Origin of the sequence: Pseudomonas sp. 10B238 (assembly GCF_000970615.1) — a bacterium.
GTDB lineage: Bacteria > Pseudomonadota > Gammaproteobacteria > Pseudomonadales > Pseudomonadaceae > Stutzerimonas.
In genome coordinates, this window is sequence record NZ_KQ033931.1 from 306,417 (window position 1) to 322,846 (window position 16,430).

Genomic DNA, 16,430 nt, shown 5'->3' on the forward strand with positions numbered 1-16,430 from the left:
GGATCAGGCCGTGAAGGTGGTGACGTTGCCGAGCTTGGTACGGCGGTCGGCAAGCTTGTCGATGCCGGTCAGCACCATCCGAGTGGTGATCGCGGCGAAGTACATGTTCAGCGCCACATCGATCTTCGCCAGCCCCAAGACCATTTGAATCGACTGGGCGACGTTGCCCATGTTGGCGAGCATGTAGTCCTTCGCCTGGCCAATGACGAAGTTGATACCTAAGTAGCTGACCATGCCGATGCCAAGCACCCGGAGGACCATCATTACCAGCGGTTTGACGATCATTACGGCGAGTACAGCGAGGTAGTAGAAATGCATCAGGCACCTCCAAAGGCGCGGCCGACATAGACGGCGCAGAACATTGCGGTGAATGCCACGATTAGCCAGGACATATCCGTAGCCGCTTGGCACAGAGGTTCGTACTTGATTTGCAGGGTGCGGCCACCGTTTGAACGGAGGTTCATGCTCTCGGGTGCAGGGCAGCCGGACGGCAGAAAGCGACCGGCGCTGTTGATGAAGCTGGGCGCGTTGACCTCGGCTTCTTTCAGTTCGAACTGTTCGCCCTGAAACAGCCCTTCGATATCGCTCTTCTTCTTATCGAAATCGGCCTGTTCTTCGGCATGGCAACGCAGCTCTTTCTGCTGCCTGAGGATGGCGCACTGAACAGCATCGCCTTCGCAGGTAAGCGCAGCAGTGCAGGCTTCACCACCCACCGATGAAGTGGGTTCTTCTTCCTCGGGATCGCCTTCATCCCCCGAGCCGTTGCCATCCCCATCGCCGCTTCCATCTCCGTCACCGGAACCATCGCCATCACTGTCTCCACTGCCGTCACCGGAACCATCACCCGAGCCATCGCCGGACCCGCCACCACCACCCGAGCCGCCACCACCGGAGCCATCACCAGGGTCGGTCGGATCTGTGGGGTCGGTTGGGTTCGTGGGATCTGTCGGATCGGTGGGGTCAGGCGGCAATGAGCAGAAGGTGCCATTCCAGACGTAGCCGGTCGGGCAGCTGTTGTCAGGGTCCGGCGGTGGGGTGTCGTCGGGGTCCTGCGTATCGCCTTCGGTTGGGTTGCCGGGCGCCTGATAAGGCGATTCGCCGCCCGTGCATTGCAGGCCTGCACTTTTATAGGTGTACACACCGAACACACCGGCAGGCGAACCGCTTTTATAGACGTAGACATTTGAAGGTGCGGTGAAGGAAAAGGCGTAGGCGCAGGAATTAGCGCAGATGGAACCAGGAGGATCGATAGTCGGCTGACCGACTGCCGGCTTCATTAGATGTTCGTGTGTTGTTGATTGACCGTTGGTTGATTCGCATGGGTTCGGCGGGTCGGGCAACGGATCGCAAAGGCTAGTGGCGGGATTGCTAACGGTTCCTTCTGGGCAGGAATCGCCATATCTACTAACAGGAGTAGAACTAAAATGAGTACCGTTCTTACGCTCGTAATAGCACCGATATGTATTGGCACTGTAGTATGAAACAGATGCAAGGACTATATCTCCGCTACTCCACAGCGCTTTATAACCAGCCTCCCAGTTCTCTGGAATTCCATTGCAAGCAGCAGTTGGCGTCGCGTATTGGGGTGCATACCAATAATAATTAGCGGCACTAACTCCCTGAGAAAAAAGTACCGAAAACGCTAAGCACACCAAGGACGCTATCACGCGACTTGTTCTAAAGAGTGAACTATCCACCTTCACACCCGCCCAAAAAACACGAGATAGAACGCCAGGGTGGTCAGGATCAGGACGTACAGTTGGTAGCTCATTGGCGTTCCCTCGGAAGTGAAAACCCCGCCGGAGCGGGGTTTGTTTGCTTCGGCACGTGCGGTGCGCAACCCCGGCTTACAGGGCGCGGCGCATGTACTTGAACGCCATGGCGGCGATGATCACGGCGAAGACGGCCCAGCCGATGGTGCCGACATCGGTGCCGGCCTCATCGAGTGCGCCGGTTGCTTCCGGTGGAACGGCTGCGTAGACGGTGCCAGCCAAAGTGGAGAGCGCGGCAGCAGCGCCAACGCCGATTTTCTTGATGAAGTGCTTGTTCAGTTGCATGGGTGATACCTCACTGTTTCAGGACTTTTTTGAGGACCAGAAAACCGAACACGGTGGCAAAGAGCACGATGGCTTCTGCCTGGAGTTCGGAGACCTGTTCCCAGGACAGTGCAGCGCCGTAGAGGCTCTGCATTTCCTCGACCGTGAGGGCGACCAGCGACCCGGAGCAGACAGGCGTACCGTCAGCGCCTTGCAGCCAGTCACCGTCACAGGCGAGGAAATTCATGCACCGGCCTCTAGGAGGTCGGCGGCTTGTTCGAGGGGTTCGCAGTCGGGGCAGACGGCGAAATGGGGCGGCAACCGCAGATCGGGCAGCAGATCGCTTTGCGGTGCGGGAAGGCTCATGAGCTTGCCCATGTCGTTGCCGCAGCAGTCGCAGATAACGCGGTCACCCATCAGCATGGTCCGCCCCTCCCCTTAGTTGGCTTTGGCTGGTTCCGGCTGAGTGCCGGTCGCAGGTTTGCCGGGTTGTTGGGTCGGCTGCTGAGTGGGCTTGCTGGCCTGGGTGGCGTTGGTCTTCGCGGACTCCAGATGGAGGCAGAGATTGTTGCCCTTCTGCTTGCCTGCCCGGGCAATCTCGAAATGGATACGCACGGTTTCCAGCGGTTCGAAGTTGGCGCCGGAGGCAAACACCTCATCGGCCACTTCCAGGGGAACGTCCATGCTGACGATGGACAAGCCGTTTTCGGTTTGGCCGTCCGGCTCATCGCCGTAGAAGACTTTAACGATCTTCACTTCGGTGCCGTTCTGGCTGAATGCGAGCTTCTGAGTGCCGAGAAATGCAACTTCCATAGTTGAACGTGCCATGTTGTGTTACCTCAGTTAGTTACGCTTAGTGCGTGGGTTTGCCTTTTTGCGGGCCGAGAGAGCCCAGGCCGAGGAACTGTTAAAGTTCTCCTCTCGCCAGGGTTTACGCGGCTTACAACGGGTTTGTGATACTAGTTATACACGCTTGGAAAACGTTTTTATCACCGGAAAACGAACTTCATAGTTGCCGTTAGTTTATGGAATAGAGTGGGATAGTCTGGTGTTTAAACTTTCGTACTATTAATTTCATCGATAGTTGATTAACACCAAGGGCTTTGCCCTTGTCATCCCACTCTTGCCGCCGAGGGCTCGGGAGCGCGGGGCGGAGAAGCTGCCCCACACTCACGAGCGAAGGCTTTTCTGTTTGTGCAGGGTCAAGGGTGCGCTCCGCCCGTGCTTCCGTTTTTCCGAACGGTGAAGCGTGTTCGGACAAGCCGGGAGCGCGGCCCTGGACCTGTTCGGCCTCGGTGTTGGTTGTATTGGTGGGAACGCTGTCGGGCTTGGCTCCGTCGCGGTGCTCGCTGATCTTCATCGCTAACCAGGGGAAGCCGAAGATCACCACCGCAAGCAACGCGATGGGCAGATAGACGCGCCAGAAGATGTCAGCGTGTGCTTCTTGATTAGCCACGGCTCAGGCCTCCAGCTCGAGCGGTTCGTGGATTGGCACGTAGGGCGTGGGTTTGCCGGTGTCGAACACAACGCTCCAATACTTCGGCGGTCGGGATGGTGGCGTGTGTTTCTCGCAGGTAGAGGCCGGTATCACCGCCCATTCCGAGGCGAGGACTGTCCAGACACCAGCGATCTTGCCCATCCTTGTTGTGCGAATCGGCTGCACAGATGCGGGGCGGCATTGGGCGCAGGGTGTGGACCGGGAGCGAGCGGGTTTCGCCACTTCGCGACCGGACCAGCAGACAGAGCAGTCGCAGTCCGGTACGTGCGGAGGCTTGCGGCCATACGTCATAGGTCATGCCCTCGCCGTTGGGAGCAGTAACGATGGTCATCATCGGGCGTACCACCCTTCGCGGATGATCTGGAAGCGCTCACGGGCGCTTTCCTGGGCAAGCAGTGAGTCCAGCGGATCGTCAGCGACGATCTCGGAAACCACGGCATCTATATGGCGATGGCATTCGGTGCGCGACTTGCCTTGCGCCAGAACATTCCATTTCACAAGCTGGCTCGGGCCATGCAGCGAGGCGATGCGCAGGGTGCAGGGGCGATTACTCATCGGCGTAATCCCCCTGGCAGAACACCGACTTGCCCCGCTCGATATCGCGGCGGATGCGGTGCAGGTTGATGACGCGGCGGCGACCAATCTTTACCGTCGGGAGGGTGTAGGTTTCCACCCACCCGCGAACCACGTCCTCGGTGATCTGCTCGACACCCATCATCTCGGCCAGCACGAGCTGCGTGCAGAACGGCGCTTCTCGGAAGCTGACGATCCGTTCGGCCTGCCCTTCGATTGTTAACCCCGCTACACCAGACTGTTCCATAGTATTTGCCCTATAATCATCCAATCGACCACTAAGTAATACTTACTAAGCTGAGGCCATTATGACTCATGCTTTACTGAGTACAAGCTACTAAGTAGATCTTTTTAGAATGATAAAAGCTCGGCTTATAAGCCTTTTTGATAGCAACCGAACAAGTGTCTGGTTCGAGAAAGAGACCGGCATCGATCGATATCGGTGGGGGAACATTCGCAACGGTAAGGCGCGCCTTTCTGATGCAGAGATCGAGGCAGTGGTGAAGGTGTTTCCTCAATATGCGCTGTGGCTTGTAACTGGAGAGACCGCGCCCGAGTGTGGCCAGACAAGCCCTGAATATGATGAAGCCAACCGAAACTTGGCCAATCCAAACGCGGGATAGCGATCACTCATAAAGTAGCTAGGCGCTGGTACGCCCGAAGGAATGGAGAAGATCAATGAAACGGACTTTGCTGGCACTGGCGTTAGCCTCAAGCCCTGCCCTCGCTGACGAATCAAAACCCATTGCCACTCAGGTCGGTGATGCGATGCGGCCTGCTGCCGAAGCCTACGGCAAAGGTATGCAGGAACTGGTGAACGAGTTCTTTGCTGGCTCAAAAGGCCCCATGGGCGAAGCCGCCCGAGCCAACCTCAGATCCCAGGACCGACGCGAACGCGAAGCCAATCGTGGGGTTCGGCGCACCATGAAGGACTGCATCAAGCCTGGAAACGTCATTGATGACGACGTAAAGGAATGCATCGATGGGCTGCGAGTTAAGGAGTGGTAAGCGTCTATGGCAAGCCAAGTAGCAGCAGCAGTGATCCACCTAGAAGGGATGGTACTGATCACTCGCCGTGCACCCGGGGAAAAGCTGGCTGGTATGTGGGAGTTTCCAGGCGGAAAGCTTGAGCCAGGCGAAACGCCCCAAAGCTGCATCGTCCGGGAGCTGCGCGAAGAACTCGGCGTCGAATCCGATGCCGGCGAAATTCTCACCACTTCCGCATTTACCTATCCAGGCGGGACGATCGAGCTAATTGCTGTGATCGTCGCGCTTCGATCAGCCGTGTTTACTCTGCAGGTACATGACGAAGCCGAGTGGGTGAAGCCTCAAGATCTGCTGGGCTATGAACTGGCACCCGCAGACATTCCTATTGCTGAGGAGATCATCCGAAAATATGGATAACTTCAACGCGCCGACGCCGGGCTCAACGCTGGACAACGACGAACTAACCGCGACGTTTCTATGCGGTCCTCAGGGAGGTATGCGTCGATCGAAGCGGACTAACACCCTGGTGATCGTTTCGAATCATGTTGAGTCGGTTTATGACGATCGCTGGATCGACAACGTGCTGCACTACACCGGCATGGGACAGCGCGGTCCTCAGTCTCTCGAATTCCACCAGAACAAGACATTGAACGAGTCGCCCACCAATGGCGTTTCGGTTCACTTGTTCGAGGTGTTTACCAAACGGGTATACACATATATCGGTGAGATTGTCCTGGCGGCCGCCCCCTATCAGGAGCAACAACCGGATTCAGATGGACAAGAACGTTCCGTATGGGTTTTCCCGCTGCGTTTGAAGTCGGGTTATGCACCGGCAATTCCGGAGGCCACCCTCAAGGCGCTTGCCCAGGTTAAAGAGAAACAAGCCCATTACCTGAGCGACACCGAAGTCGAGGCTTTAGCAAAGAAGCAAGGGCAAGCCGTCGTTGGCAAACGCAACGCCAGCGTTACCGTCTATCAGCGCTCGCCCTGGGTAGCGGAGAACGCCAAGCGTCGTGCTAAGGGCAACTGCGAACTTTGCCAGGAACCCGCGCCATTCAAGCGGAAAGACGGTAGCCCCTATCTCGAGACACATCATATTGAGTGGCTTGCCGATGGTGGGGCTGACACGGTGGAGAACACTGTCGCGCTATGCCCGAACTGCCATAAGAAGATGCATGTGATTAATAGCGAACTGGACCGCGCTAATCTTATGACGCGAGTTCTACAAGGCTAAGCGCAGTAGGGTGGAAAGCGGTCTCTCATCTGCCGCTCTTGCTGGTCAACTAAGACCCATTCCCACCCTGATCCGCAGCGTAATGCGCCACGCTAACTAAAAAGGAGGCAGTAGATGCCTCCTTACAGCTAGATAAAATTACAAATAGTCTCCATGTGGTGCTCAACCGACAGTTCTTTTACTACGCCGAGCCCTGGGTAATGACGAGCCGCGCTTCGCGCTTGAAACTCTGACATCCCCCAGGTTCGATCAAACAATCCCGGATTAGCAGCGTCAAATGTCATGAATTGCGCCAGGGCCTCATGAAACTTGTCTTCAGGGTTAGATGGGGATGTAGAAAGAATTGTCGAGCAAAAGTGCTTTACATACATGGTGTTTGGAGATGATTTTTCAATAAATGGCATGTGTATCGCTACCACATATGCCGGACCGCCAGCTTCAGAGTACTCTTCGCTCAATACTGTGTAATCTCCAAAACCTACAGCATTAGGGTAAGCCCTATAATTGTTGTGTAAGCTTGAATAGAACGAAATGTCAGGGTAATCCGCATTTCTACGCTGTTTGCCAAAACAGTCTGTGTATACAATCACATTGCCAAGCATGCTGAGGATTGCATTGTCGACCCTTAGCGGGTTCACGAATGTACAGGATGCAGAATTAAGCATCGGGATCATGTTATGAGACGCGTCGGATACTAAGTAAGCGGCGGCGCCCGGTGTTGCCTGAAGAACAGAAGCGGCAGCAGTATCAAAAGAGTTCATTATCTTGACACAAGGAACGAACTTACCTTTCGATTCTGGTGCTGTTTGAAGGTCTTGCAGGATGTTGGCCTGACGGCCTCTAAAATCACCCAAACCAGGATTAACAATTACAAAAGGCACCATACCTTTCGAGTAAAGGTCACCAATGGTTGCCGCAAGGTCTCTTAAAGCTAGGTTGACGGGCTCAAGCAAAGGTTTGCACTTATTCGCCACAGGCAGGGAGGCAAGCTCTCTAATTGCCTTCAGCTCATGCCGCTTTCCTCGGAGGATCGGGTGATACATATAGCATCCTTACTAAAAGCTAAGTTTAGGTTATCGATTAAACCTGCTCTGTTAGCGGCCGAGAACTTGTACTCTATTGCGGCAGCTAGCATATTGTCAGGCAGGGCGCACGCAAAGCGCTCATCAATCTTTCTTGTTGTCTTTAGCGTTTTGCAAAAGGCGGCTCTTAACGTTGAGGAGTCGACCAATTCGAGCATTTGCTTGCAAGCATCATAGGTGGAGCCGTTAAGTGGACCAGGCGCTTTACCAAATATGTTTTCAACAAGCATGAGATACTCTGTCTTTCGGATTGAGGACATTAGCATCTCAACATCAACATCTTGGTTGGATAGCGTTGCCGGCTTGACCTCACTTAAAGCCCCCCGCTTTCCTAGTTTTAAAATCCCCACTGAGGCAGGCACAAGCTTGGTAACTTTCGAAAGATGGTTCTCAGTGGTTATTACAAATACTTTATCAAATATCTTCAAATATGAGTCAAGCTGTTCAGGAAGCCTGCTTAAGCTGTCATATTCTGATTTAATCTCATAACATGTACTGGATCCATTTAAAATCACGCAGTCAGCCTTATTGAGGCCAACTCTGAACTCACTAACCATAGTCGCAGATTTTAACGAGTGGCGACCGACCAGTATCTTCCTAGCCACAAGATTTTTAAAGTAATACTCGTTCCTGTAGCTATCTTTGAAGTCGTTAAAACAGCACTCAAAAACATCGCGAACCAGGAAGTTTTCATCCAGTCGCTCCCTATATCGAGAAGCAACTTTAAGTAGAAAATCAAACTCCCCGGATGCTACAGCTGCTAGCTCCTTGCTGTTGAATAAACGCGCAGCTTCCCTGACCAAAACCATATTTCAAAACCTTAGTTACCTAAGCTCACCAAGAAAATCGATTTTAGACTCCTAGCTTAGGGCGCTCTAGATAACAGAGAACGCTCAGTCATGGAAGGCTTAGCAGACCAACGTACGACCACATCGCAATTATGGCCATTTGCCACGAAGCAGCAACCTACCCTTCCCCAACAATTCAAGCAACCTCTGATCGGCGAGACTACATCAGCCAAGCGTTCTGGAAAGCTCTGGCTTAGCCAGGGTTGCGGGAAGCTGAAAGCCGCAATCCAAGGGTAGTTAAGGTGTTGCAGGGCGAAAGCCAGGTGATTCATAATGCTAGGGTCCGGGGTTCAAGTCCCTGCGTAGCCACCAATTCAAGAAAGGGTTCAGCGAAAGCTGAACCCTTTTTTTTGGCCGCCGTTTAGCCAACCGCACCGAGAGCGCACCATGAGAGACGATTTCGACAACCTCCGCGCAGAGCGCGAAACGCCCTACCTAGCCGTTCCCGCCAACGCTGACAAACATGCCGGACTTTGGAAACAGATCGCGATCGGCATCGTGGTTGGGCATCTGTCGTTGGCGTTGATAGGTGCGGTGGTGTGGATGGTTGCAGCTCAGCTGCTTGTTGGAGATTTGCAAATCGTTGCGCCGTGGGCTGGGAAGCAGGGTTAAAAACCCCAGCCCCACCGGAACGCTTGTTCTCAGAACATAAACGCGCCCCCTTTTGTCGTTGATCTAGTGAAGCCGAACACTTACTGTCTCCAGCAGCCCATCGGCTTGCACAAGGCCGAGGGGTGGGTTGGTTCAGGCCAGCTGTGAGGAATAGCTCTGGTCTTGCTCTGTCAGCGTCTAAGCACCCGGCAACGCAAAGCGTGACGGCCACTGTCTCTAGAGGACAGCAGCGCGCGAGGCGTCGTCCCATGAAAACGCCCGTCCCTTGCCCGCGCGCTTGGCTTGGTACATGCGCTCGACCGCTTCACGCATCAGTTGCGCCGCGTCTTTATCGCTACCGGCTGTGTAACAGGAAATGCCGATACTGGCGCTCACGTTAACCAGGCCATGCGAGGTACTGATCGGCTGAGCTATTGCAGCGAGCACCTTTTCGGCCACCAGACGTGCATCAGACTCGCAGTTGGCCAAGCCCTCTAGCAGCACGGTGAACTCATCTCCGGCCAGCCGTACCACGCTGTCGGTCTCCCGTACGCACTGTTGCAATAACACAGCGACTGCGCGCAGCAACTCGTCTCCGGCTTCGTGCCCGAAGGTATCGTTCACAGCCTTGAATCCATCGAGGTCGATAAATAGCAAGCCTAGATCGGAAACCGAGCGGTCAGCCCGCGACAATGCAATCGGTAGTAGTTCGGTGAGCCCGCGGCGGTTCAACAGGCCTGTTAGTGCATCGTGCCGCGCCTCGCTCTCCCGCTGAGCCTCATGGAGTTTGCGCTCAGATATGTCATGCAGAAACGCACTGAACAGTGTCTTGCCGCCCAAGTGCAACGCGCGGACGCACATTTCGACGGTCAGGTGCGAGCCGTCCTTGCGTAACGCCGGCAGCTCCAGCCGGCGACCGAGCAATGTTGATTCGCCTATTGCCAAGTAGCGCGCGATCCCCGCACGGTGCGCCGCCCGCATCTCCGACGGAACGATCAATTGGTCTAACGTATGTCCAATCGCTTCACTGATGCTCCAGCCGAAGGTTTCTTCAGCCACCCGATTCCATGCTCGTACGACGCCATTCTGGTCAAGGCTGATGTATGCGTCAGTGGCATGCTCGATAACGGTTGCCAGTTCGGCCTCACGGTCTCGGGCCTCCTGTTCGGCCCGCTGCCGGCTATCTATGACAGTGCGGAGTTCCCGATTGGACTGCGATAGCTGTTCGGTACGCTCTTGCACCCGCGCTTCCAGTTCCCGACGGAGCACGGCAAGCCCTTCTTCCGCCTCCTTGCGCGCCTGGATGTCGCGGATTACAGCGATGAAATATTCAAGTTCACCTTGCGCGGAGAGCTTTTTGCTAACGCTCAGCTTGATCCAGACCGCGTGGCCTTCCCTGTGCACATAGCGTTTTTCTAGGTGATACGCATCTAACTCGCCCGAGGCGAGCTTGCGCACCAGGTCTAGGTCGTCGTCCAGGTCTTCCGGGTGAGTAATGTCCTGGAAAGTCATCTTCAGAAGCTCGGCGGCGCTGTAACCAACGATGCGACACAGAGGCTCGTTGACACTCTGCCAAGTGCCATCGGGCGCGACGATTGCTATGCCCACCGAAGCAAGCTCGAATACCGAGCGGTAGCGCTCCTCGCTTTCCACCAGCAGTTCGTCGGCCTGACTTAGCTGCGAGCGGGCCAGCAACAGAGTCTCGCGAAGGTGCATCTCGCGGGCGACCATGCCTGCCATATCCTGGAGAATCTGTAGTTCGACCGCAGTGAACGCACGCGGTCGCGTATCAATGGCACACAGCGTACCGAGCGCCAGTCCTCCTTGGGTTCGGATTGGCGCACCGGCGTAGGCGCGAATATGCGGTGCGCCTAATACCAACGGGTTATCTGCGAAGCGCTCGTCTCGATACGCATCGGGAACGACCAACAGCGGTTCGCCATCAAGGATCGCGTGTGCACAAAACGCCTGGTCACGAGGGGTCTCGCTAACATTGAGCCCGACGCGGGATTTGAACCACTGACGGTGCTCATCGATCAGCGAGACCAGCGCGATTGGCGTGCCGAGCGTGTGGGCGAGCAGGCGGGTCAAACGATCGAAAACGGGCTCTGGATCGGTGTCGAGGATCTGAAGCGCGTGAAGAAGTTGCAGACGCTCAACTTCGTTGGCGGGATGAGGCGCAACCATAAGAGCTCCCGTAGCTGCGACAACATTGCAGTATGCGGATCGGAAAAGGAGGGCTTTGGCTAAGCCATAGGCAAGTATTGGCCATTTGCCTTCACCAGGCAACGGAAGGTATTGAAGATGCGTGGACGTTGCTGCGCACCGGGGCCCAGTAGTCGTGTACTGCCGGCTGCTCTGGGTCAAACCAAGTCTGGTGGGCCGGCTGCTTTCTGGCCCAGCTGCGTAAAATTCTGGTGATGATCGTACTACACGCACGTTCTCCAATTCTGAAAAAGATCAACTGTGGTGCACATCGTAGATACGGACAGAGAGAAAAAGGGACAGCTTATTTTTGCGGCTCTAAACGTCTACATCCGGGCCACAAGAAGTCAGTGATCGGCGAGTCGAAGGGTATCTGCGAACAAGCCGACCGTGCGCACTCTCAGTACCGTAACCGCGTTCCACCTGAGGCAACTTGGTCGGCTTCTTTGCCGGCATGAAAGAGTGGCTGCGGCGTCGCCTTTTCCACGGCGAAGACCTGGCCATGCAGCGACTGGCCGAAGTGCTGCGGGCTCGATACAGGGAAGCCGGAAAAGACGGAGAGCCGCCACTAGGTTAGCGACCGAGGCCTGCCAGGATTGTGGGTGCCCTGAACGAGCCGACGCGGGATGACGCTGTACACCCTGATCCGCCCCCCCTATCCGCCCCCCTATCCGCCGTTTGACCACCCGCTTCGTGCCGGTGCTACATTGCACGCTCGATAGCCGCACAACCCAAACCACCTAGCGAGGCCCCCATGCTCAACCATGTAATGGTCGGTTCGAATGATATTGAACGGTCGAAGCGGTTCTACGATGCCGTGCTCGGCCTACTCGGCGCAGGCGAGCCGATCCGCAACACGGGCCCCTCCGGGCATACCCGCCTCTTCTACCGACACGACGGGAGCCTGTTCGGTGTCACTGAGCCCATCAACGGTGAAGAAGCGACCGTAGGCAATGGCGGCACGATTGGCTTCAAATGCAACTCTCCCGAGCAGGTCCAGGCATTTCATGACGTAGCCGTCGCTCACGGCGGCACCACCTGCGAGGAGCCGCCGGGACTGCGCGAAAGCAGCCTCGGCGCGATTCACCTGGGCTATGTACGCGACCCTGACGGCCACAAGCTGTGCGGCATCTACCGCGCGCAATAAATGCCCCTTCAACGCCGCGCAACCAATGTGCGGCGTTGAAAGCTGAACGCTGATGCGCTATCGACCACTGCGCCTCACCCAGCTTGGAAAAGAGGGCATTGCTGCCATCGCGCGCGCTCCAGCCCCGCATGGCTTTCTGGATCCCCGGTCGTGGCTCAACCCACCACACGGTTCCCATCAAGGCTTGACTGCCATTCCGACGTCACACCCACGCTGTCCCGACCCGGTCTGTAGCCCCGCGCCGTCGACATGTATCGCCTGGATACCGCATATCAGCGAGCTTCAGCGGGGAGACCGATCATGGACAATTGTCCGGACAGTTCGAAGCCAAAGGGGTCAATCCTTCTACCGAGCGGCGGCACGCCGTAGGTGGAAAATCCATTTGAGTTGCGGCTGCTAAATATCGCCAGGGCGAACCACCCGTTGCATCAGGCTGGTGCGGTTGACTGCCAGTTCACCGCTGACATCCGCGCCGCGATAGACCATGGATGTCTCGTGGTGCACATAGTCGCCATGGCGTTGCGCGCTCAGCCAGTTGAACGAACCTACACACAAGAGTTCGTCGTCGGCCATGACGATCTTGCTGTGCACTTTATGGACGATGCGTACCTCGACACTGCGAGCCCTGAGCGCGGCGATCGCGTCCCTGAACTCGGCGATGCGTTGCGGATCGCCGTTGGGCTCGGTGCGCTTGATGCCGGTGTTGAAGCGCAGGTCGGTATACACAGTGACCTGAACGCCGCGCTGCACCGCGTGGCCCAGGAGGTCCAGGGCACCACTCTGCTGCAACCACCGCTCGATCACCCAGGGCGTCACGATCTGTACCTGATGGCGAGCCGTTTCCAGCGTCTGCTTCAGAAAGCCGTCGTGCTCCGCAACGTCATGCAGGTGGATCAGACCGGTACGTGGCGTCTGCAAGTCCTGCCTGGGCTGCAGCTCGAAAATCAGCTCGCTCGCCGGATCAGCAAATAGAAACTGAGCCAGCAGCCCACGCGGTTTGCTGACTGGTTGCTGGCTGAACAAGTCCATGTCGCCAAATACCAGAAAGCTGTCCTTGGCGCGCGATACCGCCACGTTGAGCATGCTGTCCCTGCGGTCGATGAACTGGCCGTCGGCATGCTTGGAGTAGACCGAGGAAAAGATCACCACCGGCCGCTCGGCGCCCTGGAAGGAATGGACCGTACCCACCGTCATTTCTCCATCACCCTTACCGGTGCTAATACCTAACGCTGCGCACGCGTGGGTGATCGCTTGCGTCTGCGCACCGAACGGTGTGATCACGCCAACGATTTCCCACAGTTCCTTTCCATAGCGTTCTGTCAGATCAGCTTCGTTGGCTTTGAGCCACGCGGCGATCGTCTGCGCCTCCAGCAGGTTATGGCGGCTGCCGCCGTGGCTCTGCTGGCAGATGCCGTCGATATGCAGGTAGCCCAGCCCCGGCAGGCCGCCATCCGGTTTCGGGCCCCGACGCGGTTGCAGCTTGCCCTTGTAGCAAAGGGCGTTGCAGTACTCGATGATCGAGTCGTAGCAGCGGCGGTGCTCGTAGAGATACATGCCCCGCGCAAGATCAGGATCGTAGTGATAGCGGCTGGTCGCCTGGGCGATCGCCATGACGCTGCCATTGGCGGCACTGCGCCCGCCTTCGCAGAAGGCGGCGTAATCGTCATCGACGTTGTCGCGCGCCAGTAAACCCGCGCTGATCAGGTTGCCGATATCGACCGCCGTCGGAATCGACCAGATCGGCTCGATCTGCTGGGTATCGCCTATCACCAGCGCCTGCCTGGCAAGCGCGAACGACGGTGCAGCAACCTCGGGCAGTACCTGCCCGGCCTCATCGACGATCAGCAGATCGATGAAGTCGAGTGCATAGGCGTCCACGAAACCGTTGCCGTCATGCCGCTTGCAACGCAGCTCCTTCGGCAGCATGAAGAAGGTAGCAACCAGGCAGGGTGTGAGCTTCATCCAGCGCCGCCAGTTCTGCTCCAGGGTCTTGCGACCCGTCTTGTTACGGCTTTTGAGAATCTCCGACAGGTTCTCGGCGACCTCAATCAGCCAGCGCCCTTCCCAGTAATGAGTGGTCAGCAGGAATATCTCGAAGCGCAGGGAGGTGTCCGCCCAGCTGTCGCAATCGTTGAGGGTAACTTCGGTGGCGGGCTTGCCCGCGGGGATCGGCAATACCGCTATCGCGCCCTGCCAGTTCGCCAGCTGGCGCTGTTCGGCCTGCTGCAGTCCCTGAGCCTGCTGCAATTGCGCTTCGGCGGTTTTCTGCGCCTTGCTGGCTTGCGCTACAGCGGCGGTCAACCTGGCCTCGATTTCCCCCACGCTGGCAGCACGCTGCAGATCGGACGCGGTTTCATCGAACTGCAGTTTCGCCAGACGCAGCCGTTTGCCGGCAACCGGGCCAAACCAGCCGAACAAGGTGTAGAGCAGCGGCTCATGTGCGAGGTAATGCTTGAAACGAGCCAGCAGCGTTTGGGCATCTGCCAACTGCTCGGCACAGGTGCGCTGCTGTGCGTCGAGCTGTGCGATAGCGGCCTGAGGGTCTTTACCCAGCAATGCCTGCATCGCATCGCGCGCCTCGACCAGCCTGATCCAGGCCTGCTCGATATTCGCGAGCTGTTGCTGTCGACCGCGGATCGCATCGCGCAGGCGCTCGACCGTGTCCGCAACGCTCGGGCTCTGCATGTCCGGAAAGGCATCGGCGGCGTGCGCGAGATAAACCTGATGAGCCTTGTCCAAGTAGTCTTGCGACTCGAGCTCTGTGAAGAAGCTCCGAGTTTGGTACGTGCGGGACATTTCCGCGTCCGCCGACGCCTTGGGAAAGTAGGCGCCAAAGCTCTTGATATCCGGCAACCAGCGGACCGCGAACGGGCCGCTGCCTGTCGAGAAATCCTTGCCGAACGCAGTGATGATGTTAGTTACGGCCTGGTTGTTGGTGGAGCTAGCCACGATGACCGGCGGCTCCCCGCCCGCCACAGCGGCCTTGGCCCAAAGCGACGCGACGACCGATAGCAGTAGTGTGGTCTTGCCGGTACCGGGCGGCCCGTTGACGGCGAGAATATCGCCGGATCGCCCATTCAGCAGATGGGTCAGACTGTCCCGCTGGGCAGGCGCCAGGGCGTATTCGTCGCCCGCATGAGCGAGTCGTTCGGCAAACAGTCCATTGGCTGGGAGGCAAGGTTCGTCAGGGCTGCGCTCACGCTGGGCGAAGCGCTCGAACAGCGGCACCTCTGGCCTGGTAACACGCAGATAGTCATAGAGCGCAACGATATTGCGGCTGAAGCCCTCGACCTTCTCCTCCTTGAACAGGTAGCCAAAGTCGGCCAACTCGAAGCCATCCGCCTTACCGTCCCACCCGTTGCTGACTTCGCGGAACATCTTCATGCAGAACTGCAGATATTCGCACCAGTTGTCCTGATGCTGTTCGTCACTCAGTTCAGCATCGGCCGGGGGCTCGAACCGCCTGCCATATTCGGCGGACAGGAACGCATCCAGGTCGGCCTGCGCGCCAATGGCGAAGTTGTCACGATCCAGCGGTTCGAGAATGTCGCGGGGCATCATGGTTTGCGCATTCGGATGGAGCCGACCATCGCGACTCACCGAAACCTGGCAGATAACCGGAGTGATGATTGCCGGCAGGCCGTTGCGAACCCGGCCATGCTCGCGGCGGGCCCGGTAAACCCAGGGGCGCAGGGTGATCTCGATACTAGGTCTGTCGTCGGGTTCGTTTGTGAACAGCTGGTTAACCTGCGCCTCGGAAAGGCACCCTGCCGCGAGGGAATCCGAAGGCAGAACGGTAAGTTTTTCAGCCTGACTTGGGGACAAGGCGCCATTGCCGTTTTCGGCATCGGCGAGAGAGTTTCGCCAGTAGCTGGCGAGCTTGAAAGCGTAGTCGTTCATCGTCGGAGTCAACACGGCCTCTGATGCAACGTGAAGTGGAGGATATGAAAAGCAGGTTCGAGCGTAGCGACTCAGGCAGCCTAAGGCCAATCAGAAGCAAGGCCACCAAGGCCTCTGGCATAGGGGTTAGCGCGTATAAGGCGGCGCTCGGCGCGGCGGCGCGCGCAGTGGTCGGAGGTAGCTTGAGTGATTGAAAACTCACATCGGAGCCGACTGTAACCGGCTGACCACGCTGGAAGCAGTTTGCCAGGGCCGACCCGACGTTACCTGTAGCCGCTCTGAAGTTGGCGTATGAAGGATTCCCGGCATACGAGCAACGAGCCCGGCTA

Annotated in this window: 20 protein-coding genes; 6 read left to right on the forward strand and 14 right to left on the reverse strand. The window is 57.2% G+C overall.

All coding sequences use genetic code 11. The features are described 5' to 3' along the window. Positions 1-3: 3 nt before the first annotated feature. The 10 genes from RT21_RS09940 to RT21_RS09985 form a co-directional block, all read right to left on the reverse strand. Positions 4-318, reverse strand: a complete 315-nt coding sequence (locus tag RT21_RS09940) for a DUF2523 domain-containing protein (protein WP_046162622.1) — start codon at positions 316-318, stop codon at positions 4-6. Next, positions 318-1,277 carry a virulence factor TspB C-terminal domain-related protein gene (locus tag RT21_RS24130; protein ID WP_052724739.1) on the reverse strand — a complete coding sequence of 320 codons (960 nt, stop codon included), beginning with the start codon at positions 1,275-1,277 and terminating at the stop codon, positions 318-320. Before RT21_RS24130 ends, RT21_RS09940 begins: the two co-directional genes overlap by 1 nt. 570 nt (positions 1,278-1,847) lie before the next feature. Beyond that, the gene (locus RT21_RS09950; RefSeq protein WP_046162623.1) at positions 1,848-2,057 is read right to left on the reverse strand and encodes a major capsid protein; all 210 of its coding nucleotides are present in this window, start codon (positions 2,055-2,057) and stop codon (positions 1,848-1,850) included. Between the two features lie 10 nt (positions 2,058-2,067). Then, a complete protein-coding gene (locus RT21_RS09955) occupies positions 2,068-2,283 on the reverse strand; it encodes a hypothetical protein (RefSeq protein ID WP_046162624.1) in 216 nt (71 codons plus the stop codon). Then, the gene (locus tag RT21_RS09960; RefSeq protein ID WP_046162625.1) at positions 2,280-2,459 is read right to left on the reverse strand and encodes a hypothetical protein; all 180 of its coding nucleotides are present in this window, start codon (positions 2,457-2,459) and stop codon (positions 2,280-2,282) included. The genes RT21_RS09955 and RT21_RS09960 overlap by 4 nt, the downstream gene beginning before the upstream one ends. A 15-nt stretch (positions 2,460-2,474) precedes the next feature. Further along, positions 2,475-2,864, reverse strand: coding sequence for a hypothetical protein (locus tag RT21_RS09965; protein ID WP_046162626.1), 390 nt, complete (start codon positions 2,862-2,864; stop codon positions 2,475-2,477). A 190-nt stretch (positions 2,865-3,054) separates the two neighbouring features. Further along, the gene (locus RT21_RS24135; protein WP_234463696.1) at positions 3,055-3,492 is read right to left on the reverse strand and encodes a hypothetical protein; all 438 of its coding nucleotides are present in this window, start codon (positions 3,490-3,492) and stop codon (positions 3,055-3,057) included. A 3-nt stretch (positions 3,493-3,495) separates the two neighbouring features. After that, the gene (locus RT21_RS09975; RefSeq protein ID WP_082082142.1) at positions 3,496-3,825 is read right to left on the reverse strand and encodes a lysogeny maintenance protein PflM; all 330 of its coding nucleotides are present in this window, start codon (positions 3,823-3,825) and stop codon (positions 3,496-3,498) included. Positions 3,826-3,864: 39 nt separating this feature from the next. Next, a complete protein-coding gene (locus RT21_RS09980; RefSeq protein WP_046162627.1) occupies positions 3,865-4,089 on the reverse strand; it encodes a hypothetical protein in 225 nt (74 codons plus the stop codon). After that, the gene (locus RT21_RS09985) at positions 4,082-4,354 is read right to left on the reverse strand and encodes a hypothetical protein (protein WP_046162628.1); all 273 of its coding nucleotides are present in this window, start codon (positions 4,352-4,354) and stop codon (positions 4,082-4,084) included. Before RT21_RS09985 ends, RT21_RS09980 begins: the two co-directional genes overlap by 8 nt. A gap of 109 nt (positions 4,355-4,463) precedes the next feature. Here RT21_RS09985 and RT21_RS24140 point away from each other — a divergent pair, with 109 nt between their 5' ends. Genes RT21_RS24140 through RT21_RS10000 form a run of 4 tightly spaced genes read left to right on the forward strand, consistent with a single transcriptional unit; the run spans position 4,464 to position 6,328 of the window. Further along, positions 4,464-4,730: a DNA-binding protein gene (locus RT21_RS24140; protein ID WP_082082143.1), complete on the forward strand. Its 267-nt coding sequence runs from the start codon at positions 4,464-4,466 to the stop codon at positions 4,728-4,730. 55 nt (positions 4,731-4,785) lie between these two features. After that, on the forward strand, positions 4,786-5,115 hold the full coding sequence (locus tag RT21_RS09990; RefSeq protein ID WP_046162629.1) for a hypothetical protein: 330 nt from the start codon (positions 4,786-4,788) through the stop codon (positions 5,113-5,115). A gap of 6 nt (positions 5,116-5,121) precedes the next feature. Further along, positions 5,122-5,511, forward strand: a complete 390-nt coding sequence (mutT, locus tag RT21_RS09995) for an 8-oxo-dGTP diphosphatase MutT (RefSeq protein ID WP_046162630.1) — start codon at positions 5,122-5,124, stop codon at positions 5,509-5,511. After that, positions 5,504-6,328: an HNH endonuclease gene (locus tag RT21_RS10000; RefSeq protein ID WP_046162631.1), complete on the forward strand. Its 825-nt coding sequence runs from the start codon at positions 5,504-5,506 to the stop codon at positions 6,326-6,328. Before mutT ends, RT21_RS10000 begins: the two co-directional genes overlap by 8 nt. A gap of 128 nt (positions 6,329-6,456) precedes the next feature. On the opposite strand, the gene RT21_RS10005 is transcribed toward RT21_RS10000, so the two are convergent. Both RT21_RS10005 and RT21_RS10010 read right to left on the reverse strand, forming a co-directional pair. After that, complete coding sequence (locus RT21_RS10005; RefSeq protein ID WP_046162632.1) at positions 6,457-7,371, reverse strand: sce7725 family protein; 915 nt, start codon at positions 7,369-7,371, stop codon at positions 6,457-6,459. Further along, on the reverse strand, positions 7,332-8,219 hold the full coding sequence (locus RT21_RS10010) for a sce7726 family protein (protein ID WP_046162633.1): 888 nt from the start codon (positions 8,217-8,219) through the stop codon (positions 7,332-7,334). Before RT21_RS10010 ends, RT21_RS10005 begins: the two co-directional genes overlap by 40 nt. Before the next feature lie 426 nt (positions 8,220-8,645). On the opposite strand from RT21_RS10010, the gene RT21_RS10015 reads away from it, so the two are divergent. Further along, positions 8,646-8,870 (forward strand): hypothetical protein, encoded by a 225-nt coding sequence (locus RT21_RS10015; RefSeq protein ID WP_046162634.1) that lies wholly within the window; start codon positions 8,646-8,648, stop codon positions 8,868-8,870. 216 nt (positions 8,871-9,086) lie between these two features. Here the strand turns inward: RT21_RS10015 and RT21_RS23025 are convergent, their stop codons facing one another. Continuing rightward, on the reverse strand, positions 9,087-11,036 hold the full coding sequence (locus RT21_RS23025) for a PAS domain S-box protein (protein WP_052724741.1): 1,950 nt from the start codon (positions 11,034-11,036) through the stop codon (positions 9,087-9,089). A 772-nt stretch (positions 11,037-11,808) separates the two neighbouring features. On the opposite strand from RT21_RS23025, the gene RT21_RS10025 reads away from it, so the two are divergent. Continuing rightward, positions 11,809-12,201, forward strand: a complete 393-nt coding sequence (locus RT21_RS10025) for a VOC family protein (RefSeq protein WP_046162635.1) — start codon at positions 11,809-11,811, stop codon at positions 12,199-12,201. A 396-nt stretch (positions 12,202-12,597) separates the two neighbouring features. On the opposite strand, the gene RT21_RS10030 is transcribed toward RT21_RS10025, so the two are convergent. After that, complete coding sequence (locus RT21_RS10030) at positions 12,598-16,101, reverse strand: AAA domain-containing protein (protein ID WP_046162636.1); 3,504 nt, start codon at positions 16,099-16,101, stop codon at positions 12,598-12,600. Between the last annotated feature and the right edge of the window lie 329 nt (positions 16,102-16,430).